Source organism: Mesorhizobium sp. EU05-FHT14A09 (genome assembly GCF_058790995.1).
This window is the reverse complement of record NZ_JBYTDF010000002.1, coordinates 419,870-434,668: the sequence shown is the minus strand read 5'-3', so window position 1 is coordinate 434,668 and position 14,799 is coordinate 419,870. Positions and strand designations below refer to the sequence as shown.

The following is a 14,799-nucleotide window of genomic DNA, read 5'->3' as shown; positions in this document are numbered from 1 at the left end:
GGGAGCACGGGCTCGCGGCAGGGAACACAAACACGCAATGACGGTTGCCCCAATCACGGCAGCCGTTCTTGCGTGGTTTCCAATGAAGAATGAGGATTTGCCGTGCATTCTGTAAACAAGAGTCTCCTCGCCATTCTGCTTGCTTCGGTGACCGCGCTCGCTCCTGGCGCGGCATCCGCCGAAACCATTCTCGGCGCATTGTCCAAGGCCTACCAGAACAACTCGACGCTGAACTCTTCACGCGCAGGGGTGCGGGTGACCGATGAAGGCGTGGCGATCGCCAAGTCCGGCTGGCGCCCGACCATCACCGGCTCGGCCAACATCGATTATTCCAGCACGCGCGGAAACAATGCCGGCCGCCTGACGACCGGCAATTTCGGCGTGCAGATCAACCAGACCCTGTTCGATGGCTTCCAGACCAAGAACAATGTGGCTGCTGCCGAAGCGCAGGTTCGCGCCTCGCGGGAAGGGCTGAACAACACGCAGAACGACACGCTGTTCAGCGCAGCCCAGGCTTACATGAATGTCATCCACGACCGTCAGGTCGCCAAGCTGACGGAACAGAACCTGAAGGCGCTGACCGAACAGGTGCGCGCCGCGCGGTCTCGCTTCGAGGTCGGCGAAGGCACCCGCACCGAAGTCGCGCAGGCAGAGGCCGGGCGTTCCAACGCACAGGCACAGGTGAGTGCGGCGCAGGCGCAGGCACTGTCGAGCGCCGCCACCTATCGCCAGATCGTCGGCGAAAAGCCAGGCAAGCTGAAGGCGCCGTCGCCGTTGGGCAAGCTGCTGCCGTCGAACCTGGAAAATGCCATCGCCGCCGCAGACAACGAAAACCCCGCCATCCTGGCCAATCAGCATCTGGTCGATGCGTCCGGCTTCAGCGTCAAGGCGGCTGAAGGTGCGTTGCTGCCGACCCTGAGCGCGAATGCCGGTATTTCCCGCAATTACCGGGATGCATCACCCGGCAGCATAGCGAGCCCCGACGGGTCGTCGACCTCGGCCAGCGTTGGCGCGACGTTGTCGGTGCCGATCTATTCCGGGGGCCGCACGTCCGCGCAGGTTCGCCAGAAGAAAGAACAGCTCGGTCAGGCCCGCATCGAAGTCGATGTGACGCGCGACCTGGTGCGCAAGAATGTTGCTGCTGCCTGGAATTCCTATACGGCTGCCCGCGAAAACGTCGATGCCAACCGGGCTTCGGTGGCGGCGGCGCAGCTGGCGCTGAATGGCGTTATCGAAGAGCGCAATGTCGGCCAGCAGACGACCCTGGACGTGTTGAACGCGCAGAACGTGGTCTTCAGCGCGCAGATCAATCTGGCCGGTTCGGAGCGTGACGTGGTGATTGCCAGCTACGGCATCCTGCAGGCGATGGGCCGCCTGTCTGTCGAGCGCCTCGGGCTGCAGGTGGCCAAGTACAATCCGGAAGAGCACTACAAGGCCGTCAAGGACAAGTGGATCGGCCTGCGCACGCCGGACGGCCGCTAGAGCGCTTTCGTTTTTCGGACTTGATGAATTTGGCAGCCCCGCTTTGCGGGGCTGCTTCGTTTCTGGAGCGTTTCCGTTTTTCCCGGAAACGCTCCACCTCCTTATTTTTCCGCAATTCCGGACGGAAAACCGCTGCGCACTTTTCCTGGAATTGCTCCAGGGTGCTCTAATCTGTTGAAACTGCACAAGTCCCCGGTTTGGGGATTCTCTGATCGCAATCGGTCGGTTACCCTTAGACTGTGATTCGAACCGGCCTTGGTGTCGGACGAAAATGCAACTGGTTTCCAGGGCGGCGAATGTGACAATGGCCACGGCAGCAAGCAGCGTGCAGCGCGAACCTTCGATGGAAGAGATCCTGGCCTCCATCCGCCGGATCATCGAAGACAGTGACACCGGCCGCAAGAGCGCGATCGAGACTGTCGATGCGCGCCAGGACGATGAACCGGTCGCGGCGGAAGCCACACCTGCCGAAAGTACAGCACCTGAGGTCGATGCGTTTCGCAGCGAATTGCGCACCGAAGTGCCGAGCAGGCCGATCAGCCTGGCTGACGTTCAAGCGCAGCTCGCTGTGGCTGAGCCACGCCCGGCAGCTTCCGTCATCACGCTCGCCGAAATCGGTGCGATGACAGCGCCGGAACAGTTCGTGCCGGCAGCGCCGCAACCGGTTGTCGAAAAGGAAGAAGCCGCCAGCCACGCGGGTTGGCCTCGCGAAGTCGAGATCGTCTCGGACAGACGCGCCGATGAGCTCCCGGGGCAGGTCGAGCCGGTTTTCTCGACTCAGCCGGGCAACGATCCGGTCCATGAGCCTTTGGAATTCACCGCGCCGGCGTTTGAAAGCGCGCCCCTGCGGCCTGCATTGATCTCGGAACATACCAGCCGCCAGGTTGCGGCTTCTTTCGAAGAATTGTCCGAAGCCTTCGCCGGTCGCGCCAAAAAGACCTTCGACGACATGGCCGCCGAGATGCTGCGCCCGATGCTGCAGGACTGGCTGGACAACAATCTGCCAACGCTGGTCGAACGCCTGGTGCGCGAAGAGATCGAGCGCGTTGCACGCGGCTCCTGATCCAAGCCGCGGATTTTCCGCGCCTTCCTGCTAAAAGAAGCAAACGCCGCCTCATGAGGCGGCGTTTGTCTTTTGGGTCTTAGACTCCGACGCGTTTCATCAGTGCCATGGCGCCGAAGGGAGCCCGGACTTTACCTTCGGTGATGAAGTAGGCGAACACGTCGCGCGGCGTGGCCTCTGCCTTGGTACCAGGGTCGGCGCGCTTCAGGTCGTCCGGTTCTCCGCCCGCGGCCCAGGTCTTGACGCGTTCGGCCCACCGATCGAGCGCCTTGGGCGTATAGCAGTCGGGATTGTCGTCGCTACCGGTCTGCAGCCGCGCATAGACGAAGTCGCCGGTCGCGTCGGCAATCGCCGGATATTTTGCATGGTCGGCATAAACAATCGCGACGTTGTGCTTGCGTGCGAGTGCGGCGAATTCGGGCACGATGAAAGAATCGTGACGGACCTCGACTGCGTGGCGCAGTGCGACGCCATCCTGCTTTTCGGGCAGAAGCGCCAGGAATGCACCGAAATCATCAGCGTCGAAACGCTTGGCCGGCGCAAATTGCCAAAGAATAGGCCCGAGCTTGTCGCCGAGTTCCGAGACGCCTGAGTCGAGGAAGCGCTGTACAGATTCGCCAGCTTCAGCCAGCACCCGACGATTGGTCGCAAAGCGGATCGCCTTCAACGAAAAGACAAAGTCGTCCGGCGCATCCTTCGCCCATTTGGCGAACGTCGGTGGCTTGAAGGTCGAGTAGTAGGTGCCGTTGACTTCGATGGTAGGGACCTGCCGCGAAGCGTAGCTGAGCTGCTTGGCCTTCGACAGCGTTTCCGGATAGAACGACGTATCCCAGGGCTCGAAGGTCCAGCCGCCCATACCGGACCGGATTGTTCCCGCTGCACTCATTCCATCCCTCCATGTACCGTTCGATGCCGTCGGTCAGTCAAACCACGGCGAAGCGCCGCAAGCCATCCGAAATCGGCAAAGCCGACGATCATCCTGCCAATTCCGTTCAGCACCAGGAGCATCAGCGCGTTTGGCAAAATCTCCTTGATCGCGCGGGTTGTGTTACAGGGCCGGCGCTCCAGCTCAAAGCTCCCCATCTCCTCCATTTGAGGTATGTACCTTGGATTAAGATGCGCTAACATTAAGGTAGACCGTTAATACCGTTCTCCCGGTTCTTTGGCTCGGGGGCGCGGCGCGGTGCCAACGGCCGCGTTGCCGCCAAATGCTAGGGGAGAGCAGGCGAAAGATTTCGTCTGCTTTTTTTTTGTTCTTGTTTCCGTGTCTGCTGCTGTCCTGCATCGGACAAACTCGCCAGGGCTATTCCTGGCCGGCCGCCATCCTGACGACCTTGTCCATGCCGCCGACAATCGCCTGGATCGCTTTTGCGCTGGCATCACCGAGTGCATGCCGGGTGGCGATCCACTCCGCCGTGTTGTAAGAGAGCCAGACCTTGCCGTCCTGATCTTCCCAGGCGAGCGCTTTTACCGGCAGGTCGATACCGGCAATCTGCCTGTCCAGCATCAGCGGCGTTCCGCCCTTCGGATTGCCGAAGATCAAAAGCTGTGTCGGGCGAAGTGTCATGCCGGCGTCAAGCGCGCCGGCTCCATGATCGATGCGGGCAAACACGTAGAGGCCCAGTCCTGTCACCGTCTCTACCAGGCGATCGACGGTTTCGGATACCCCGAACCGGCTTTCGACGGAGACGACGCCTTCGCTGTCGCTCACTCGGCCGCCTCTCGTTTGCCTTTCGGCCGGCGTTCGAGAAGTTCCTTCAGGAACTGGCCGGTGTAGCTGCGCGGTTCCGCGACGATATCTTCCGGCGTGCCCGAGGCGACGAGTTCGCCGCCGCCGTCGCCACCCTCAGGGCCGAGATCGAGCACCCAGTCGGCAGTCTTGATGACCTCGAGATTGTGTTCGATGACGATCACCGTGTTGCCCTGGTCGACCAGTTCATGCAGCACCTCCAGAAGCTTCGCGACGTCGTGGAAATGCAGCCCGGTGGTCGGCTCGTCGAGGATGTAGAGCGTCTTGCCAGTGGCCTTGCGGGACAGTTCCTTGGCAAGCTTGATGCGCTGCGCCTCACCACCCGACAGCGTGGTTGCCTGCTGGCCGATGTGGATATAGCCGAGGCCGACCTGATTGAGCGTGATCAGCTTGTCGCGCACCGCAGGCACCGCAGCGAAAAACTCGACGCCTTCCTCGACGGTCATGTCGAGCACGTCGGCGATCGACTTGCCTTTGAAGGTGACGTCCAGCGTTTCGCGGTTGTAGCGTTTGCCGTGGCAGACGTCGCAGGTGACATAGACGTCCGGCAGGAAGTGCATCTCGATCTTGATAACGCCATCGCCCTGGCATGCCTCGCAGCGACCGCCCTTGACGTTGAAGGAGAAGCGGCCTGGCTGGTAACCACGTGCCTTGGCTTCGGGCAGGCCGGCGAACCAGTCACGGATCGGCGTGAAGGCGCCGGTGTAGGTGGCGGGATTGGAACGCGGCGTACGGCCGATCGGGCTTTGGTCGATGTCGATGACCTTGTCGAGGAATTCCAGGCCCTCAATGCGGTCATGTTCGGCCGGGTGCTCGCGCGAACCCATGATGCGGCGGGACGCGGCCTTGAACAGCGTCTCGATCAGGAAGGTCGACTTGCCGCCACCGGAGACGCCAGTCACCGCGGTGAAGGTGCCGAGCGGGAATTCGGCGGTCACGTTCTTCAGATTGTTGCCGCGCGCGCCGACAACCTTGACGCGCTTGCCCTTCTTGCCTGGGCGCCGTTCGACAGGCGTCGCCACTTCAAGCTCGCCGGACAGATATTTGCCTGTGATCGAGGCCGGGTTGGCCATCACTTCGCGTGGCGTGCCCTGGGCAATGATGCGGCCGCCGTGAATGCCTGCCGCCGGGCCGATGTCGACGACATAGTCGGCGGTGAGGATGGCGTCTTCGTCGTGTTCGACGACGATCACCGTATTGCCGATATCACGCAGGTGTTTCAGCGTCTCCAGCAGGCGTGCATTGTCGCGCTGGTGCAGGCCGATCGACGGCTCGTCCAGCACATAAAGCACGCCGGTGAGACCGGAGCCGATCTGCGAGGCAAGACGGATACGCTGGCTTTCACCACCCGAAAGCGTGCCGGAATTGCGCGACAGCGTCAGGTAGTCGAGACCGACGTCGTTGAGGAAGCGCAGCCGCTCGCGGATTTCCTTCAGGATGCGGATAGCGATCTCGTTCTGCTTATCGTTGAGCTGCGCCGGCAGTTCATTGAACCAGAGATCGGCCTTGCGGATCGAGAGCTCGGTGACCTCGCCGATGTGCCTGCCGGCAATCTTCACCGCCAGCGCCTCCGGCTTCAGCCGATAGCCGGCGCAGGCGGGGCAGGGAGTGGCGGCCATGAAGCGCTCGATTTCCTCGCGCATCCAGGCCGATTCCGTCTCTTTCCAGCGCCGTTCGAGATTGGGGATCACGCCTTCGAAGGTCTTGGTGGTCTTGTAGGAGCGCAGGCCGTCATCATAGTTGAAGGTGACTTCACGCTCGCCGGTGCCGCGCAGGATAGCCTGCCTGGCGTCGTCCTTCAGATCCTTGAATTTGTCGCCGAGCTTGAAGTCGTAGGCCTTGCCCAGTGCTTCCAGCGTCTGCGAATAGTAGGGCGAGGTCGACTTTGCCCAAGGCGCCACCGCGCCATCGCGCAAGGTGATGTTGTCGTCCGGGACGACGAGGTTCTCGTCGATGGCACGCTGGCTGCCGAGGCCATCGCAGGTTGGGCAGGCGCCGAACGGATTGTTGAAGGAGAACAGCCGCGGCTCGATTTCCGGGATGGTGAAGCCGGAAACCGGACAGGCGAACTTTTCCGAGAAAAGAATGCGCTCGTGCGTCTCGTTCTTCGACTTGTAGGCAGATTCTTCCGCCGTCGCTGCCGCCGGCAGGGGCCGATCGGCGAATTCCGCAACCGCCAGCCCTTCAGCCAGCTTCAACGCGGTTTCCATGGAGTCGGCCAGGCGGGTGGCAAGGTCGGCACGCACGACGATACGGTCGACGATGACGTCGATATCGTGCTTGTATTTCTTGTCGAGCGCCGGAACGTCGGCGATCTCGTAGAAGGTGCCGTCGACCTTGACGCGCTGGAAGCCCTTCTTCTGGAGCTCCAGCAGTTCCTTCTTGTACTCGCCCTTGCGCCCACGCACCATCGGGGCGGTGATGTAGAGGCGCGTGCCTTCCTCCAGGGCCAGCACACGGTCGACCATCTGCGAAACCGTCTGGCTCTCAATTGGCAGGCCGGTGGCTGGCGAATAGGGAATGCCGACGCGTGCGAACAGCAGGCGCATGTAGTCGTAGATCTCGGTGACGGTACCGACCGTCGAGCGCGGATTGCGCGAGGTGGTCTTCTGCTCGATCGAGATGGCGGGCGACAGACCGTCGATCTGGTCGACGTCCGGCTTCTGCATCATCTCAAGGAACTGGCGGGCATAGGCCGAAAGACTTTCGACGTAGCGACGCTGCCCCTCGGCATAGATCGTGTCGAAGGCGAGGGACGATTTGCCCGAGCCGGACAGGCCGGTCATTACAACGAGGCTGTCTCGCGGCAGGTCCAGATCGACGTTCTTCAGATTGTGCTCGCGCGCGCCGCGAATGGAAATGTACTTATGGTCGGCCATGCCGCTCCGCCGCCTCAGCTAGCAATGTTTCGGATCGGCGACCCCAGCCGCCGTCCGTTCATATGGGTATTGTTGCCGCAAGATCGAGACTCTCGGGCGATCATGAGCGTTTAAGCGTCTTTCGCGCGGGCGAGCAAGCAAAAAAGAACAAAGGCCGAACGCGCTCCTGACAATGCGATGTCAGCAGAACGTGACGTTCCGGACCGTTCCGATCACAATTTTCGCAATCGGGCGACTGCCGGTTGACGCTGCGGAAGTGAAGGCGCAAGGTTAGCCGTCGCCTGAACCGATCGCCCCGTGGCGATCCTCGAGCCGGAAGGCGGTCTGCGAGGCGCCGCAGACCAGACGAGTGAGAGTTCGGCAGACAGCAAGAGCAACCAACAGAGGAGCGAGGCATGACCCCACCGGACAGTCCCTTCAGGCTCCAGCTGTCGTTGGAGCCACGGCGGGCATAGGTGTCAGGAAGGCTGCGCTTTCCGCGCAAACCGTGACCTGCCGATCCCCTACAATCAGAGACCACAAGTCGGGTCGTCGGCCGTGAGCCGCGAAGAACCCGAAATCCAAAGCCGGTAAAACGCTCCCGGCAAAATTGGGTAAAGCCCTAAAAAGCCCCGTCCGCATGCCAAGGCAGCGGCGGGGCTGTTCTTTTGTGGTGAGCCGCGTTTCAGCCTGCCGGCGGCAGATGCATCAGAACCCGCCGGCTATCGTCGTGGCGCGGGAAGATTGCCCGCCCCAACATCCACGATCACCGAACCGGAAATGCGCACATCCATATCGCCGACCTTGAACTGGCGGCCGGAGGCTGGATCATAGTCATCCGGCTCCGGTTGCGGGGCCGCCGGCTTGACAATGCTGTAGCCACCATTGACGCCGGGCAGCGGCTTTGCCGCCTGTTTGCCGGCGTCGCCGGCAAATCCAGACGATGTCGAAAGCAGGCCGGCTGCGAGCGCGGCGAGACACAACGGTGGCAGGCGACGAATGAGGACCATGGTGTTCAACATAGGTGTCTTCACCCGCCAGGGCCAGTGCCGTGGTGAAAGATGCGATGTGCGGTGACTTCTTACGCCGCCCGTTTGCGGGTGCCGTAAACATGGTCGACCACGCCCCATGTCCTGGCTTCCTCCGCATTCATGAAATGATCGCGATCGAGCGTGCTCTCGACTTCCTCGCGCGTGCGGCCGCAATGCTCGGCATAAAGATCGATCATCTGCCGCTTGGTCTTCAGTATGTCCTCGGCATGTCGCTGGATGTCCGAAGCCTGGCCCTGGAAGCCGCCGAGCGGCTGATGCAGCACGATCTTGCTGTTGGGAAGCGCGATGCGCCGGCCGGGGTCGCCAGCCATGAGCAGGAACGAGCCCATCGAGGCGGCAAAGCCCATGCACACGGTCGAGACCGGGCAGGAGATGTAGCGCATCGTGTCATAGATGGCGAAGCCGGAACTCACCACGCCGCCGGGTGAGTTGTTGTAGAGCGACACTTCCTTCTCGGGATTGTCCGCTTCGAGCGACAGCAGCTGCGCGCAGATGATCGCGGCCATGTTGTCCTCGATCTGGCCGTTGACGAAGATGATGCGTTCACGCAGCAGACGGGAGAAGATGTCGAAGGCGCGTTCGCCGCGGCTCGACTGTTCGATCACCATCGGCACAAGATTGGCGACACCGGACATTGTCTTGGTTCCTTCCTGTTTGCGCATGATCCCGAAAATCGGAATCGATTTTCGGAAAGGATCATGCGCCAAATCAAAGTGTTAGAGCGTCCTTTTGCGCGTCCGAATGGACGCGCGGCGCTAAGCGGCCATGCGCCATTGCGGCGCATTCGCCGCCGCGAGGGTTTTGGTGGGTTTTAGGGCATCGACGACGACGCTGCAGCGGGCACCTGAGATGCCGCAGACTGCCGTTGTCGCGGCGACGAAGCCGTCATGGACGACACGCAGATGCGTGCCGCCACCGGCGGCGCGTGTCAGTTCGAAGGTGACGACGCTGTCGAACCCTTCCGTAGCATTGGTTTTGTCGGCTTCGCGCCAGGAATAGCGCAGCAGGCGGCAAGGCTCGGCTTCCAGCACCGTGCAGTCGATGCGGCTTTGCGTGCCGAGCGAAAAGCGATGCCCGGTCTCGGCCTTGATGTCGCTGGGCATCAGCCAGGCCGCGACGATCTCCGGTTCGGTGAGCGCGCGCCATACTTTTTCGGGCGCTTCCGGCAGATCGCATTCAACAACGATGTCGTCGGGTGAGGTCATTGATCCATCTCCTTCAGCACGGTCTTCAGCCTTTCGATGCGGTCGGGCCAGAAGGCGCGGTAACGTTCGATCCAGGTAAGCAGCGGCGACAGCCCCTCTGGGGCGGCCCGGTAGAAGGCGTTGCGGCCGACGCGGCGTTCGCTCACCAGCCCGGCGCCGCGAAGGACAGCAAGATGCTGCGACACCGCCGGCTGCGACACCGGCGTGCCGGCGCGCAGCTCGGTGACGGTCATCTCCTCGTCGACCAACCGTTCGAACAGCGCGCGGCGGGTCGGGTCGGCCAGGGCCTTGAAGATCTCGGATTCGATCATGCCGAAAACATAAGTGGATACTTATTCGTTTGGCAAGGGCCTTTTCGCGCAAGGAATTGAATTGCGGCGCACAGGCTCCTTGGCAGGCGTTCCTTGACAAGGAGAGGTTGCAGGATTTAGAACAGAAATAGAACAAAAACCTTGTGGGAAAGGGCATGTCCATGGAGGCGGGCAGGCCCCCCAGCCTATATGGTGCGGCGAGAATTCTGGTTTCGGACGAGCGCGGAGAAGTGTGATGGCTGGTAGCGTCAACAAGGTCATTCTGGTGGGTAATCTGGGAGCGGATCCCGAAGTTCGCCGGCTGAACTCGGGTGAGCCGGTGGTGAACATCCGCGTCGCCACCTCAGAAAGCTGGCGCGACAAGAACTCGGGCGAGCGCAAGGAAAAGACCGAGTGGCACAACGTCGTCATCTTCAACGACCAGCTCGCCAAGGTTGCGGAGCAGTATCTGAAGAAGGGCATGAAGGTCTATGTCGAGGGGCAGTTGCAGACCCGCAAATGGCAAGACCAAGGCGGCCAGGAGCGGTACACGACCGAAGTCGTGCTGCAGAAGTTCCGCGGTGAGCTGCAGATGCTCGATGCGCGTGGCGGCCAGGGCGATGGCGGCCAGGTCGGCTATTCCGGCGGCAACCGCGACAGTTTCGGTCAATCCGGCCCGAGCGACTTCGGTGGCGGGCGCAGCTCCGGCGGCGGTGGCTTTGGTGGCGGAAACGGCAATCGCAGTGGCGGTGGCGGTGGCGGCGGTTCGCGCGAACTGGACGACGAAATTCCATTCTGATTGCTGGCGCCGGAACGCGCGGGGCCAGGGACCTGAATGGTCATCCCGGCAAGGAGCTAAGGCATGAGCGTAATGGCACGCGTGGTGGCGTTCGGCCTGCTGTTCCTTGCCATGCTGTCCTCTGCCGTTTCGGCGGCAGAGCGGCTCGACGACAAGGCGCGCATTGCCGTCGTCTCGGCGTTTCCGCCCGAATGGCTGGCGTTGCAGGCCGATCTTTCCGACCGCGCCGAACATGAAATCAACGGCGGCAAATTCATCACCGGCAAGCTTGCCGGCAAGGACGTCGTGCTGTTCCTGAGCGGCGTCAGCATGGTCAATGCGGCCATGACCACGCAAGTGGCGCTCGACCGTTTTGTCGTGACGTCCGTGGTCTTTTCGGGCATCGCCGGCGGCGTCGACCCAGCGCTCAGCATTGGCGATGTCGTCGTTGCCGATCAGTGGGGCGAATATCTGGAAGCGGTTTTCGCGCGCAAGGTCGGCGACGGTTACGAAATTCCGCCGTTCCTTCCGAAAGACCAGTTTGCCGGTTACGGCATGATCGTGCCGCGGTCGGTAACTGTCACCCGCAAGGGCGGCGAGGAAACAAAGTTCTGGTTCCCCTCCGACCCGGCCCTGCTGGAGGCCGCTCGAAAGGTCGCTGACAAGCTCGACCTGCAGGCTTGCGCTCCAGAGAACAAATGTCTCGCCAAGCCGCCCAAGATCATTGTCGGCGGCAATGGCGTTTCCGGCCAGGCTTTCGTCGACAATGCCGAGTTTCGTGACTATGTGCACAAGACCTTCGATGCCAAGGTGCTCGACATGGAAAGTGCGGCGGTCGCGCATGTGACCTACAGCAACGGCGTTCCGTTCCTGGCAGTGCGCAGCCTTTCCGATCTTGCCGGCGGCGGAGAGGGAGCCAACCAGATGGCGACCTTCATGGCACTGGCGTCGACAAATTCAGCCAGTGTCGTCAAGGCACTGCTGGCCGAGATGCCGTAAGGCGAACATCAGAATACAAGATGCCTGAAATGTAGGGATGCAGGGATGAAGGCGCGTATCAAATGGGTCGAGGGCCGCACATTCGTTGGTGAATCCGGCAGTGGCCACAAGCTGGTTCTCGGCACGACGCATGGCGATGACGGCAAGACACCAGGCCCTAGTCCGATGGAACTGCTGTTGATCGGCACCGGCGGCTGCTCGGCCATCGACGTCGTGCACATCCTGGAAAAGGGGCGTGAGCAGGTCGAGGATTGTGTCGTGGAGCTCGATTCCGATCGCGCGCCGACCGACCCGAAGGTGTTCACGCGGATCCACATGCATTTCATCGTCAAGGGCAAAGGCCTGTCGCACGACAAGGTCAAGCGCGCCGTTCAGCTGTCAGCTGAAAAATACTGCTCGGCCTCGATCATGATGAGCAAGACGGCGACGGTGACGCATGATTTTGAAGTGGTCGATACCGCTGCCGGATAGAAAGCGGCTGCGGTAATCCGATCCTCGATCGATCAGCTCGCTGCCAGCGCCTTGATGCCGTCGGCCACGAATTGAACGGCGAGCGCGGCCAGGATCACGCCCAGCAGCCTGGTCAGGATCGAGCGTCCGGTCTGTCCGAGGATGCCGTCGATGCGTTCCGCCAGCACGAACACCAGATAGGTGATAAGCAGGCAGGCGAGGATGATGCCGAGCAGCGCCAACTGCCCGCCAATGCCCTGGAACGAGCTCGACAGCAGGACGGTGGCCGAGATGGCGCCTGGGCCGGCGATCAGCGGGATCGCCAGCGGGAAGGCCGCGATGTTGTGGATGTGATCCTTGGTGATGGCGACATCCGCGCTTTTCTCCTTGCGGTCCTGCCGGCGTTCGAAAACCATCTCGAAGGCGATGAAGAACAGCAGGAAGCCGCCGGCCACTCGGAAGGCCGGCAAGGTGATGCCGAACACCGAAAGGATCGAGGCGCCAGCGACGGCAAACAGCGCGATGACCAGAAAGCCGATGATGGAGGCGCGAACCGACACCTGGCTGCGCTGTTCGCGATTCATGCCGCGCGTCACCGCGAGGAAAAGCGGCGCGAGTCCCGGCGGATCGATGGTCACGAGCAATGTCACGAAGGCGTTGAACAGGCTTTCGTAGCTCGGCATGCCGTTCCCCTCTCTCGGCGCAACCGTGTCATTGGTAGCGCGATATCAGGGCGTTGCCAACGCTTTGCGGACAGCGTTCGGGTTAGATGCCTGCACCGCAGTACGCCTCTATCCGATAGCCGTCCGGATCGATGGCGAAGGCCGCGAAATAGCTGTCGCCATAATCTGCGCGCAGGCCTGCCTTGCCATTGTCTCCGCCGCCATGGGCAAGTGCTGCGGTGTGGAAGTCACGCACGCTGTCGCGGCTTGGCGCGGCGAAGCAGAAATGAAGGCCGGACGCCATATCGGCCGGGACAGGCCGCTCGACCTCGAGAACCCAGAGCGAAACCTGATCGCGGCCATAGCCCAGTGACCCCGGTGATTCACTGAGGCATGAATAACCGAGCGACGTCAGGACCGCGTCATAGAAGACCTTTGAACGGGACTGGTCGGCGACACCGATCGAGACGTGGTCGAGCATTTTGAACCTCGCTTTGTGTTGGAATGGGAGTGTCAGGCGATCCGCTGCGCCAGGAATTCGACTTGCAGGCGCCAGCCTTCCTCGCCGTCGGCGCGTTCGCCCAACCAGCGGAAGGCGTTGTCGGAGATCTCGGTGAAGCGCCAGCGTGTCCTGGCGCCACTGCCTTCGTTGCCGATCTGGACGATATCGGCACCGTCAGCCCGGCCAGTCTGCCGGCTGTGATATTGCGTGCGCGGATCGCTCCACAGGATGTGCCAGGCATCGATGCCGGGATCATAGATCCGCAGCGTGGTGCCATAGAACGTCCAGGGGCCGAGTTCCGGTGACGGTCCGGCGTCGCGGGCAGGCAGGATCCAGACGTCCTGGATGGCGCGTCCCTCCAATGTCCAGCCAAACTGGATCTCGCCGCGGCCCGTGAGCAGCTTGCCATCATCCGTCCAGCGTCTGGCGTCGAAGCGCCATGCCCCGACAAAACGACCATAGAGGGCCAGCTTGTCGGCGTGCGTGGCTAAAGGAGCTTGTGCCAGCAAGGCTTCGGCGAAAGCGTCCTGATGATGCATGGTAACCTCTAACCTGTCAGGAGACATGACAGGCGTAGTGCTGGCCCGCTGTCCGGGCTTGGGAAAAATTGCTAAATCGCGGCGATGAGCCAGCAGATGCGAATGCTTGCCACAGGGGCCGGATGGAGCGTGGCCGACATCGTCTGTACGGCGACGGTGGGCGAGCGGCCGTTCGAGGAGGAACACGGCTCGTTTTGTATTGCGGCCGTTACGCGTGGCACTTTCCGCTACCGATCGAGGCAAGGAACTGCGGTGATGACACCGGGTTCGCTGCTGCTTGGCAACGCACGGACCTGTTTCGAATGCGGGCATGAGCACAGCAGCGGCGACCGCTGCCTATCGTTCCAGTTCTCTCCCGAGATGCTGGAAAGCGTTGTGGCCGATGTGCCCGGCGCGAAACATGTGGAGTTCGACGTCCCGAACCTGCCGGCACGCCGGGAGCTCGCCGCGCTTTTCGCCGATACCGAAGTTGCGTGCGACGAGGCCGATGCCAATGCGCTGGAGGAGATCGCGCTGCGGCTGGCAGGCGCTGCCACAACGTTGTCAGGCTCGCGGATACCGGCCAAGATCAGCCTGCGCGATGAAAAGCGGGTCGCTGCTGCAGTAGGTCTGATCGAGACCCATGGCGAGGAGCATCTCTCGCTATCCGAACTGGCGGACCAGGCTGCGACCAGCCCGTATCATTTCCTGCGTTCGTTCCGCGCGATCGTCGGCATGACCCCGTATCAGTTTCTGCTGAGGACACGATTGCATCGCGCCGCCGTCCGATTGCTTGCCACCGGCGACGCCATTTCCGAAATCGCCTTTGACGTCGGGTTTGGTGATCTGTCGACGTTCAATCGCCGTTTCAGAAGGGTGATGGGCCAAACGCCGACCGGTTACAGGCTGGCCAGACGGGCTGTCCCGAAGCTGCGCCGGCTATCGGCTTGAGTGGCAAAAACCGCCGCGACCTCAGGTTGTTGCGAGGGGGATTTCGTGGTTGTCCTTGCGTGAGCAGACAGGCGCATTTCACACGGTCGCCACAATCTGTCGAAGGTCATTTGAGTTGCGTTTTCCGGCTCTGCTTATCTATTTGAAATAATTTGAAAAATAAGCACTGGAAAACATCGGGTCGGCAGCGAAAAAGCGAGCCCTCGCATTGGAGAACGGCGCGGCTTTCCTATATAAGA

The 14,799-nt window shown here is 61.7% G+C and carries 17 protein-coding genes; 6 read left to right on the top strand and 11 right to left on the bottom strand.

Annotated elements, in window-relative coordinates:
* Positions 1–102 precede the first annotated feature (102 nt).
* Together AC3WTO_RS09525 and AC3WTO_RS09520 are read left to right on the top strand one after the other, a co-directional pair.
* Complete coding sequence (locus AC3WTO_RS09525) at positions 103–1,482, top strand: TolC family outer membrane protein (RefSeq protein WP_492460462.1); 1,380 nt, start codon at positions 103–105, stop codon at positions 1,480–1,482.
* A gap of 304 nt (positions 1,483–1,786) precedes the next feature.
* Positions 1,787–2,545 carry a PopZ family protein gene (locus AC3WTO_RS09520; RefSeq protein ID WP_492460461.1) on the top strand — a complete coding sequence of 253 codons (759 nt, stop codon included), beginning with the start codon at positions 1,787–1,789 and terminating at the stop codon, positions 2,543–2,545.
* 79 nt (positions 2,546–2,624) lie between these two features.
* Here the strand turns inward: AC3WTO_RS09520 and AC3WTO_RS09515 are convergent, their stop codons facing one another.
* The 8 genes from AC3WTO_RS09515 to AC3WTO_RS09480 form a co-directional block, all read right to left on the bottom strand.
* Complete coding sequence (locus AC3WTO_RS09515) at positions 2,625–3,431, bottom strand: DUF72 domain-containing protein (protein ID WP_492460460.1); 807 nt, start codon at positions 3,429–3,431, stop codon at positions 2,625–2,627.
* Positions 3,428–3,637: a hypothetical protein gene (locus AC3WTO_RS09510; protein ID WP_492460459.1), complete on the bottom strand. Its 210-nt coding sequence runs from the start codon at positions 3,635–3,637 to the stop codon at positions 3,428–3,430. Before AC3WTO_RS09510 ends, AC3WTO_RS09515 begins: the two co-directional genes overlap by 4 nt.
* A 211-nt stretch (positions 3,638–3,848) precedes the next feature.
* Complete coding sequence (locus AC3WTO_RS09505; RefSeq protein WP_492460458.1) at positions 3,849–4,256, bottom strand: DUF302 domain-containing protein; 408 nt, start codon at positions 4,254–4,256, stop codon at positions 3,849–3,851.
* Positions 4,253–7,174 (bottom strand): excinuclease ABC subunit UvrA, encoded by a 2,922-nt coding sequence (uvrA, locus tag AC3WTO_RS09500; RefSeq protein ID WP_492460457.1) that lies wholly within the window; start codon positions 7,172–7,174, stop codon positions 4,253–4,255. Before uvrA ends, AC3WTO_RS09505 begins: the two co-directional genes overlap by 4 nt.
* 701 nt (positions 7,175–7,875) lie before the next feature.
* On the bottom strand, positions 7,876–8,175 hold the full coding sequence (locus tag AC3WTO_RS09495) for a hypothetical protein (protein WP_492460456.1): 300 nt from the start codon (positions 8,173–8,175) through the stop codon (positions 7,876–7,878).
* Positions 8,176–8,234: 59 nt separating this feature from the next.
* On the bottom strand, positions 8,235–8,840 hold the full coding sequence (locus tag AC3WTO_RS09490; RefSeq protein ID WP_492460455.1) for an ATP-dependent Clp protease proteolytic subunit: 606 nt from the start codon (positions 8,838–8,840) through the stop codon (positions 8,235–8,237).
* Positions 8,841–8,960: 120 nt separating this feature from the next.
* Positions 8,961–9,410: an SRPBCC family protein gene (locus tag AC3WTO_RS09485; RefSeq protein WP_492460454.1), complete on the bottom strand. Its 450-nt coding sequence runs from the start codon at positions 9,408–9,410 to the stop codon at positions 8,961–8,963.
* Positions 9,407–9,721: an ArsR/SmtB family transcription factor gene (locus tag AC3WTO_RS09480; protein ID WP_492460453.1), complete on the bottom strand. Its 315-nt coding sequence runs from the start codon at positions 9,719–9,721 to the stop codon at positions 9,407–9,409. The genes AC3WTO_RS09485 and AC3WTO_RS09480 overlap by 4 nt, the downstream gene beginning before the upstream one ends.
* 235 nt (positions 9,722–9,956) lie before the next feature.
* Between AC3WTO_RS09480 and ssb the strand changes: the two genes are divergently transcribed.
* The 3 genes from ssb to AC3WTO_RS09465 all read left to right on the top strand — a co-directional run bounded on the left by ssb (position 9,957) and on the right by AC3WTO_RS09465 (position 11,948).
* Positions 9,957–10,499 carry a single-stranded DNA-binding protein gene (gene ssb, locus AC3WTO_RS09475; RefSeq protein WP_492460452.1) on the top strand — a complete coding sequence of 181 codons (543 nt, stop codon included), beginning with the start codon at positions 9,957–9,959 and terminating at the stop codon, positions 10,497–10,499.
* 63 nt (positions 10,500–10,562) lie between these two features.
* Positions 10,563–11,477 carry a 5'-methylthioadenosine/S-adenosylhomocysteine nucleosidase gene (locus AC3WTO_RS09470; protein WP_492460451.1) on the top strand — a complete coding sequence of 305 codons (915 nt, stop codon included), beginning with the start codon at positions 10,563–10,565 and terminating at the stop codon, positions 11,475–11,477.
* 45 nt (positions 11,478–11,522) lie between these two features.
* Positions 11,523–11,948 carry an OsmC family protein gene (locus AC3WTO_RS09465; RefSeq protein WP_492460450.1) on the top strand — a complete coding sequence of 142 codons (426 nt, stop codon included), beginning with the start codon at positions 11,523–11,525 and terminating at the stop codon, positions 11,946–11,948.
* A 32-nt stretch (positions 11,949–11,980) separates the two neighbouring features.
* Here AC3WTO_RS09465 and AC3WTO_RS09460 read toward each other — a convergent pair whose 3' ends face one another.
* The 3 genes from AC3WTO_RS09460 to AC3WTO_RS09450 form a co-directional block, all read right to left on the bottom strand.
* Complete coding sequence (locus AC3WTO_RS09460) at positions 11,981–12,610, bottom strand: MarC family protein (RefSeq protein WP_326892444.1); 630 nt, start codon at positions 12,608–12,610, stop codon at positions 11,981–11,983.
* A gap of 82 nt (positions 12,611–12,692) precedes the next feature.
* Positions 12,693–13,070: a VOC family protein gene (locus tag AC3WTO_RS09455; RefSeq protein ID WP_492460449.1), complete on the bottom strand. Its 378-nt coding sequence runs from the start codon at positions 13,068–13,070 to the stop codon at positions 12,693–12,695.
* Between the two features lie 32 nt (positions 13,071–13,102).
* Positions 13,103–13,630 (bottom strand): hypothetical protein, encoded by a 528-nt coding sequence (locus AC3WTO_RS09450; RefSeq protein ID WP_492460448.1) that lies wholly within the window; start codon positions 13,628–13,630, stop codon positions 13,103–13,105.
* A gap of 102 nt (positions 13,631–13,732) precedes the next feature.
* Between AC3WTO_RS09450 and AC3WTO_RS09445 the strand changes: the two genes are divergently transcribed.
* The gene (locus AC3WTO_RS09445; protein ID WP_492460447.1) at positions 13,733–14,560 is read left to right on the top strand and encodes a helix-turn-helix domain-containing protein; all 828 of its coding nucleotides are present in this window, start codon (positions 13,733–13,735) and stop codon (positions 14,558–14,560) included.
* Positions 14,561–14,799: the final 239 nt, after the last annotated feature.

What these genes read in the sequence shown, in the direction of transcription:
- AC3WTO_RS09450 (WP_492460448.1), bottom strand. Translation starts at nt 13,630, where the DNA reads ATGCATCATCAGGACGCTTTCGCCGAAGCCTTGCTGGCACAAGCTCCT.
- AC3WTO_RS09495 (WP_492460456.1), bottom strand. Translation starts at nt 8,175, where the DNA reads ATGTTGAACACCATGGTCCTCATTCGTCGCCTGCCACCGTTGTGTCTC.
- AC3WTO_RS09510 (WP_492460459.1), bottom strand. Translation starts at nt 3,637, where the DNA reads ATGGAGGAGATGGGGAGCTTTGAGCTGGAGCGCCGGCCCTGTAACACA.
- AC3WTO_RS09490 (WP_492460455.1), bottom strand. Translation starts at nt 8,840, where the DNA reads ATGTCCGGTGTCGCCAATCTTGTGCCGATGGTGATCGAACAGTCGAGC.
- AC3WTO_RS09485 (WP_492460454.1), bottom strand. Translation starts at nt 9,410, where the DNA reads ATGACCTCACCCGACGACATCGTTGTTGAATGCGATCTGCCGGAAGCG.
- AC3WTO_RS09465 (WP_492460450.1), top strand. Translation starts at nt 11,523, where the DNA reads ATGAAGGCGCGTATCAAATGGGTCGAGGGCCGCACATTCGTTGGTGAA.
- uvrA (WP_492460457.1), bottom strand. Translation starts at nt 7,174, where the DNA reads ATGGCCGACCATAAGTACATTTCCATTCGCGGCGCGCGCGAGCACAAT.
- AC3WTO_RS09515 (WP_492460460.1), bottom strand. Translation starts at nt 3,431, where the DNA reads ATGAGTGCAGCGGGAACAATCCGGTCCGGTATGGGCGGCTGGACCTTC.
- AC3WTO_RS09460 (WP_326892444.1), bottom strand. Translation starts at nt 12,610, where the DNA reads ATGCCGAGCTACGAAAGCCTGTTCAACGCCTTCGTGACATTGCTCGTG.
- AC3WTO_RS09455 (WP_492460449.1), bottom strand. Translation starts at nt 13,070, where the DNA reads ATGCTCGACCACGTCTCGATCGGTGTCGCCGACCAGTCCCGTTCAAAG.
- AC3WTO_RS09445 (WP_492460447.1), top strand. Translation starts at nt 13,733, where the DNA reads ATGCTTGCCACAGGGGCCGGATGGAGCGTGGCCGACATCGTCTGTACG.
- AC3WTO_RS09480 (WP_492460453.1), bottom strand. Translation starts at nt 9,721, where the DNA reads ATGATCGAATCCGAGATCTTCAAGGCCCTGGCCGACCCGACCCGCCGC.
- ssb (WP_492460452.1), top strand. Translation starts at nt 9,957, where the DNA reads ATGGCTGGTAGCGTCAACAAGGTCATTCTGGTGGGTAATCTGGGAGCG.
- AC3WTO_RS09520 (WP_492460461.1), top strand. Translation starts at nt 1,787, where the DNA reads ATGGCCACGGCAGCAAGCAGCGTGCAGCGCGAACCTTCGATGGAAGAG.
- AC3WTO_RS09470 (WP_492460451.1), top strand. Translation starts at nt 10,563, where the DNA reads ATGAGCGTAATGGCACGCGTGGTGGCGTTCGGCCTGCTGTTCCTTGCC.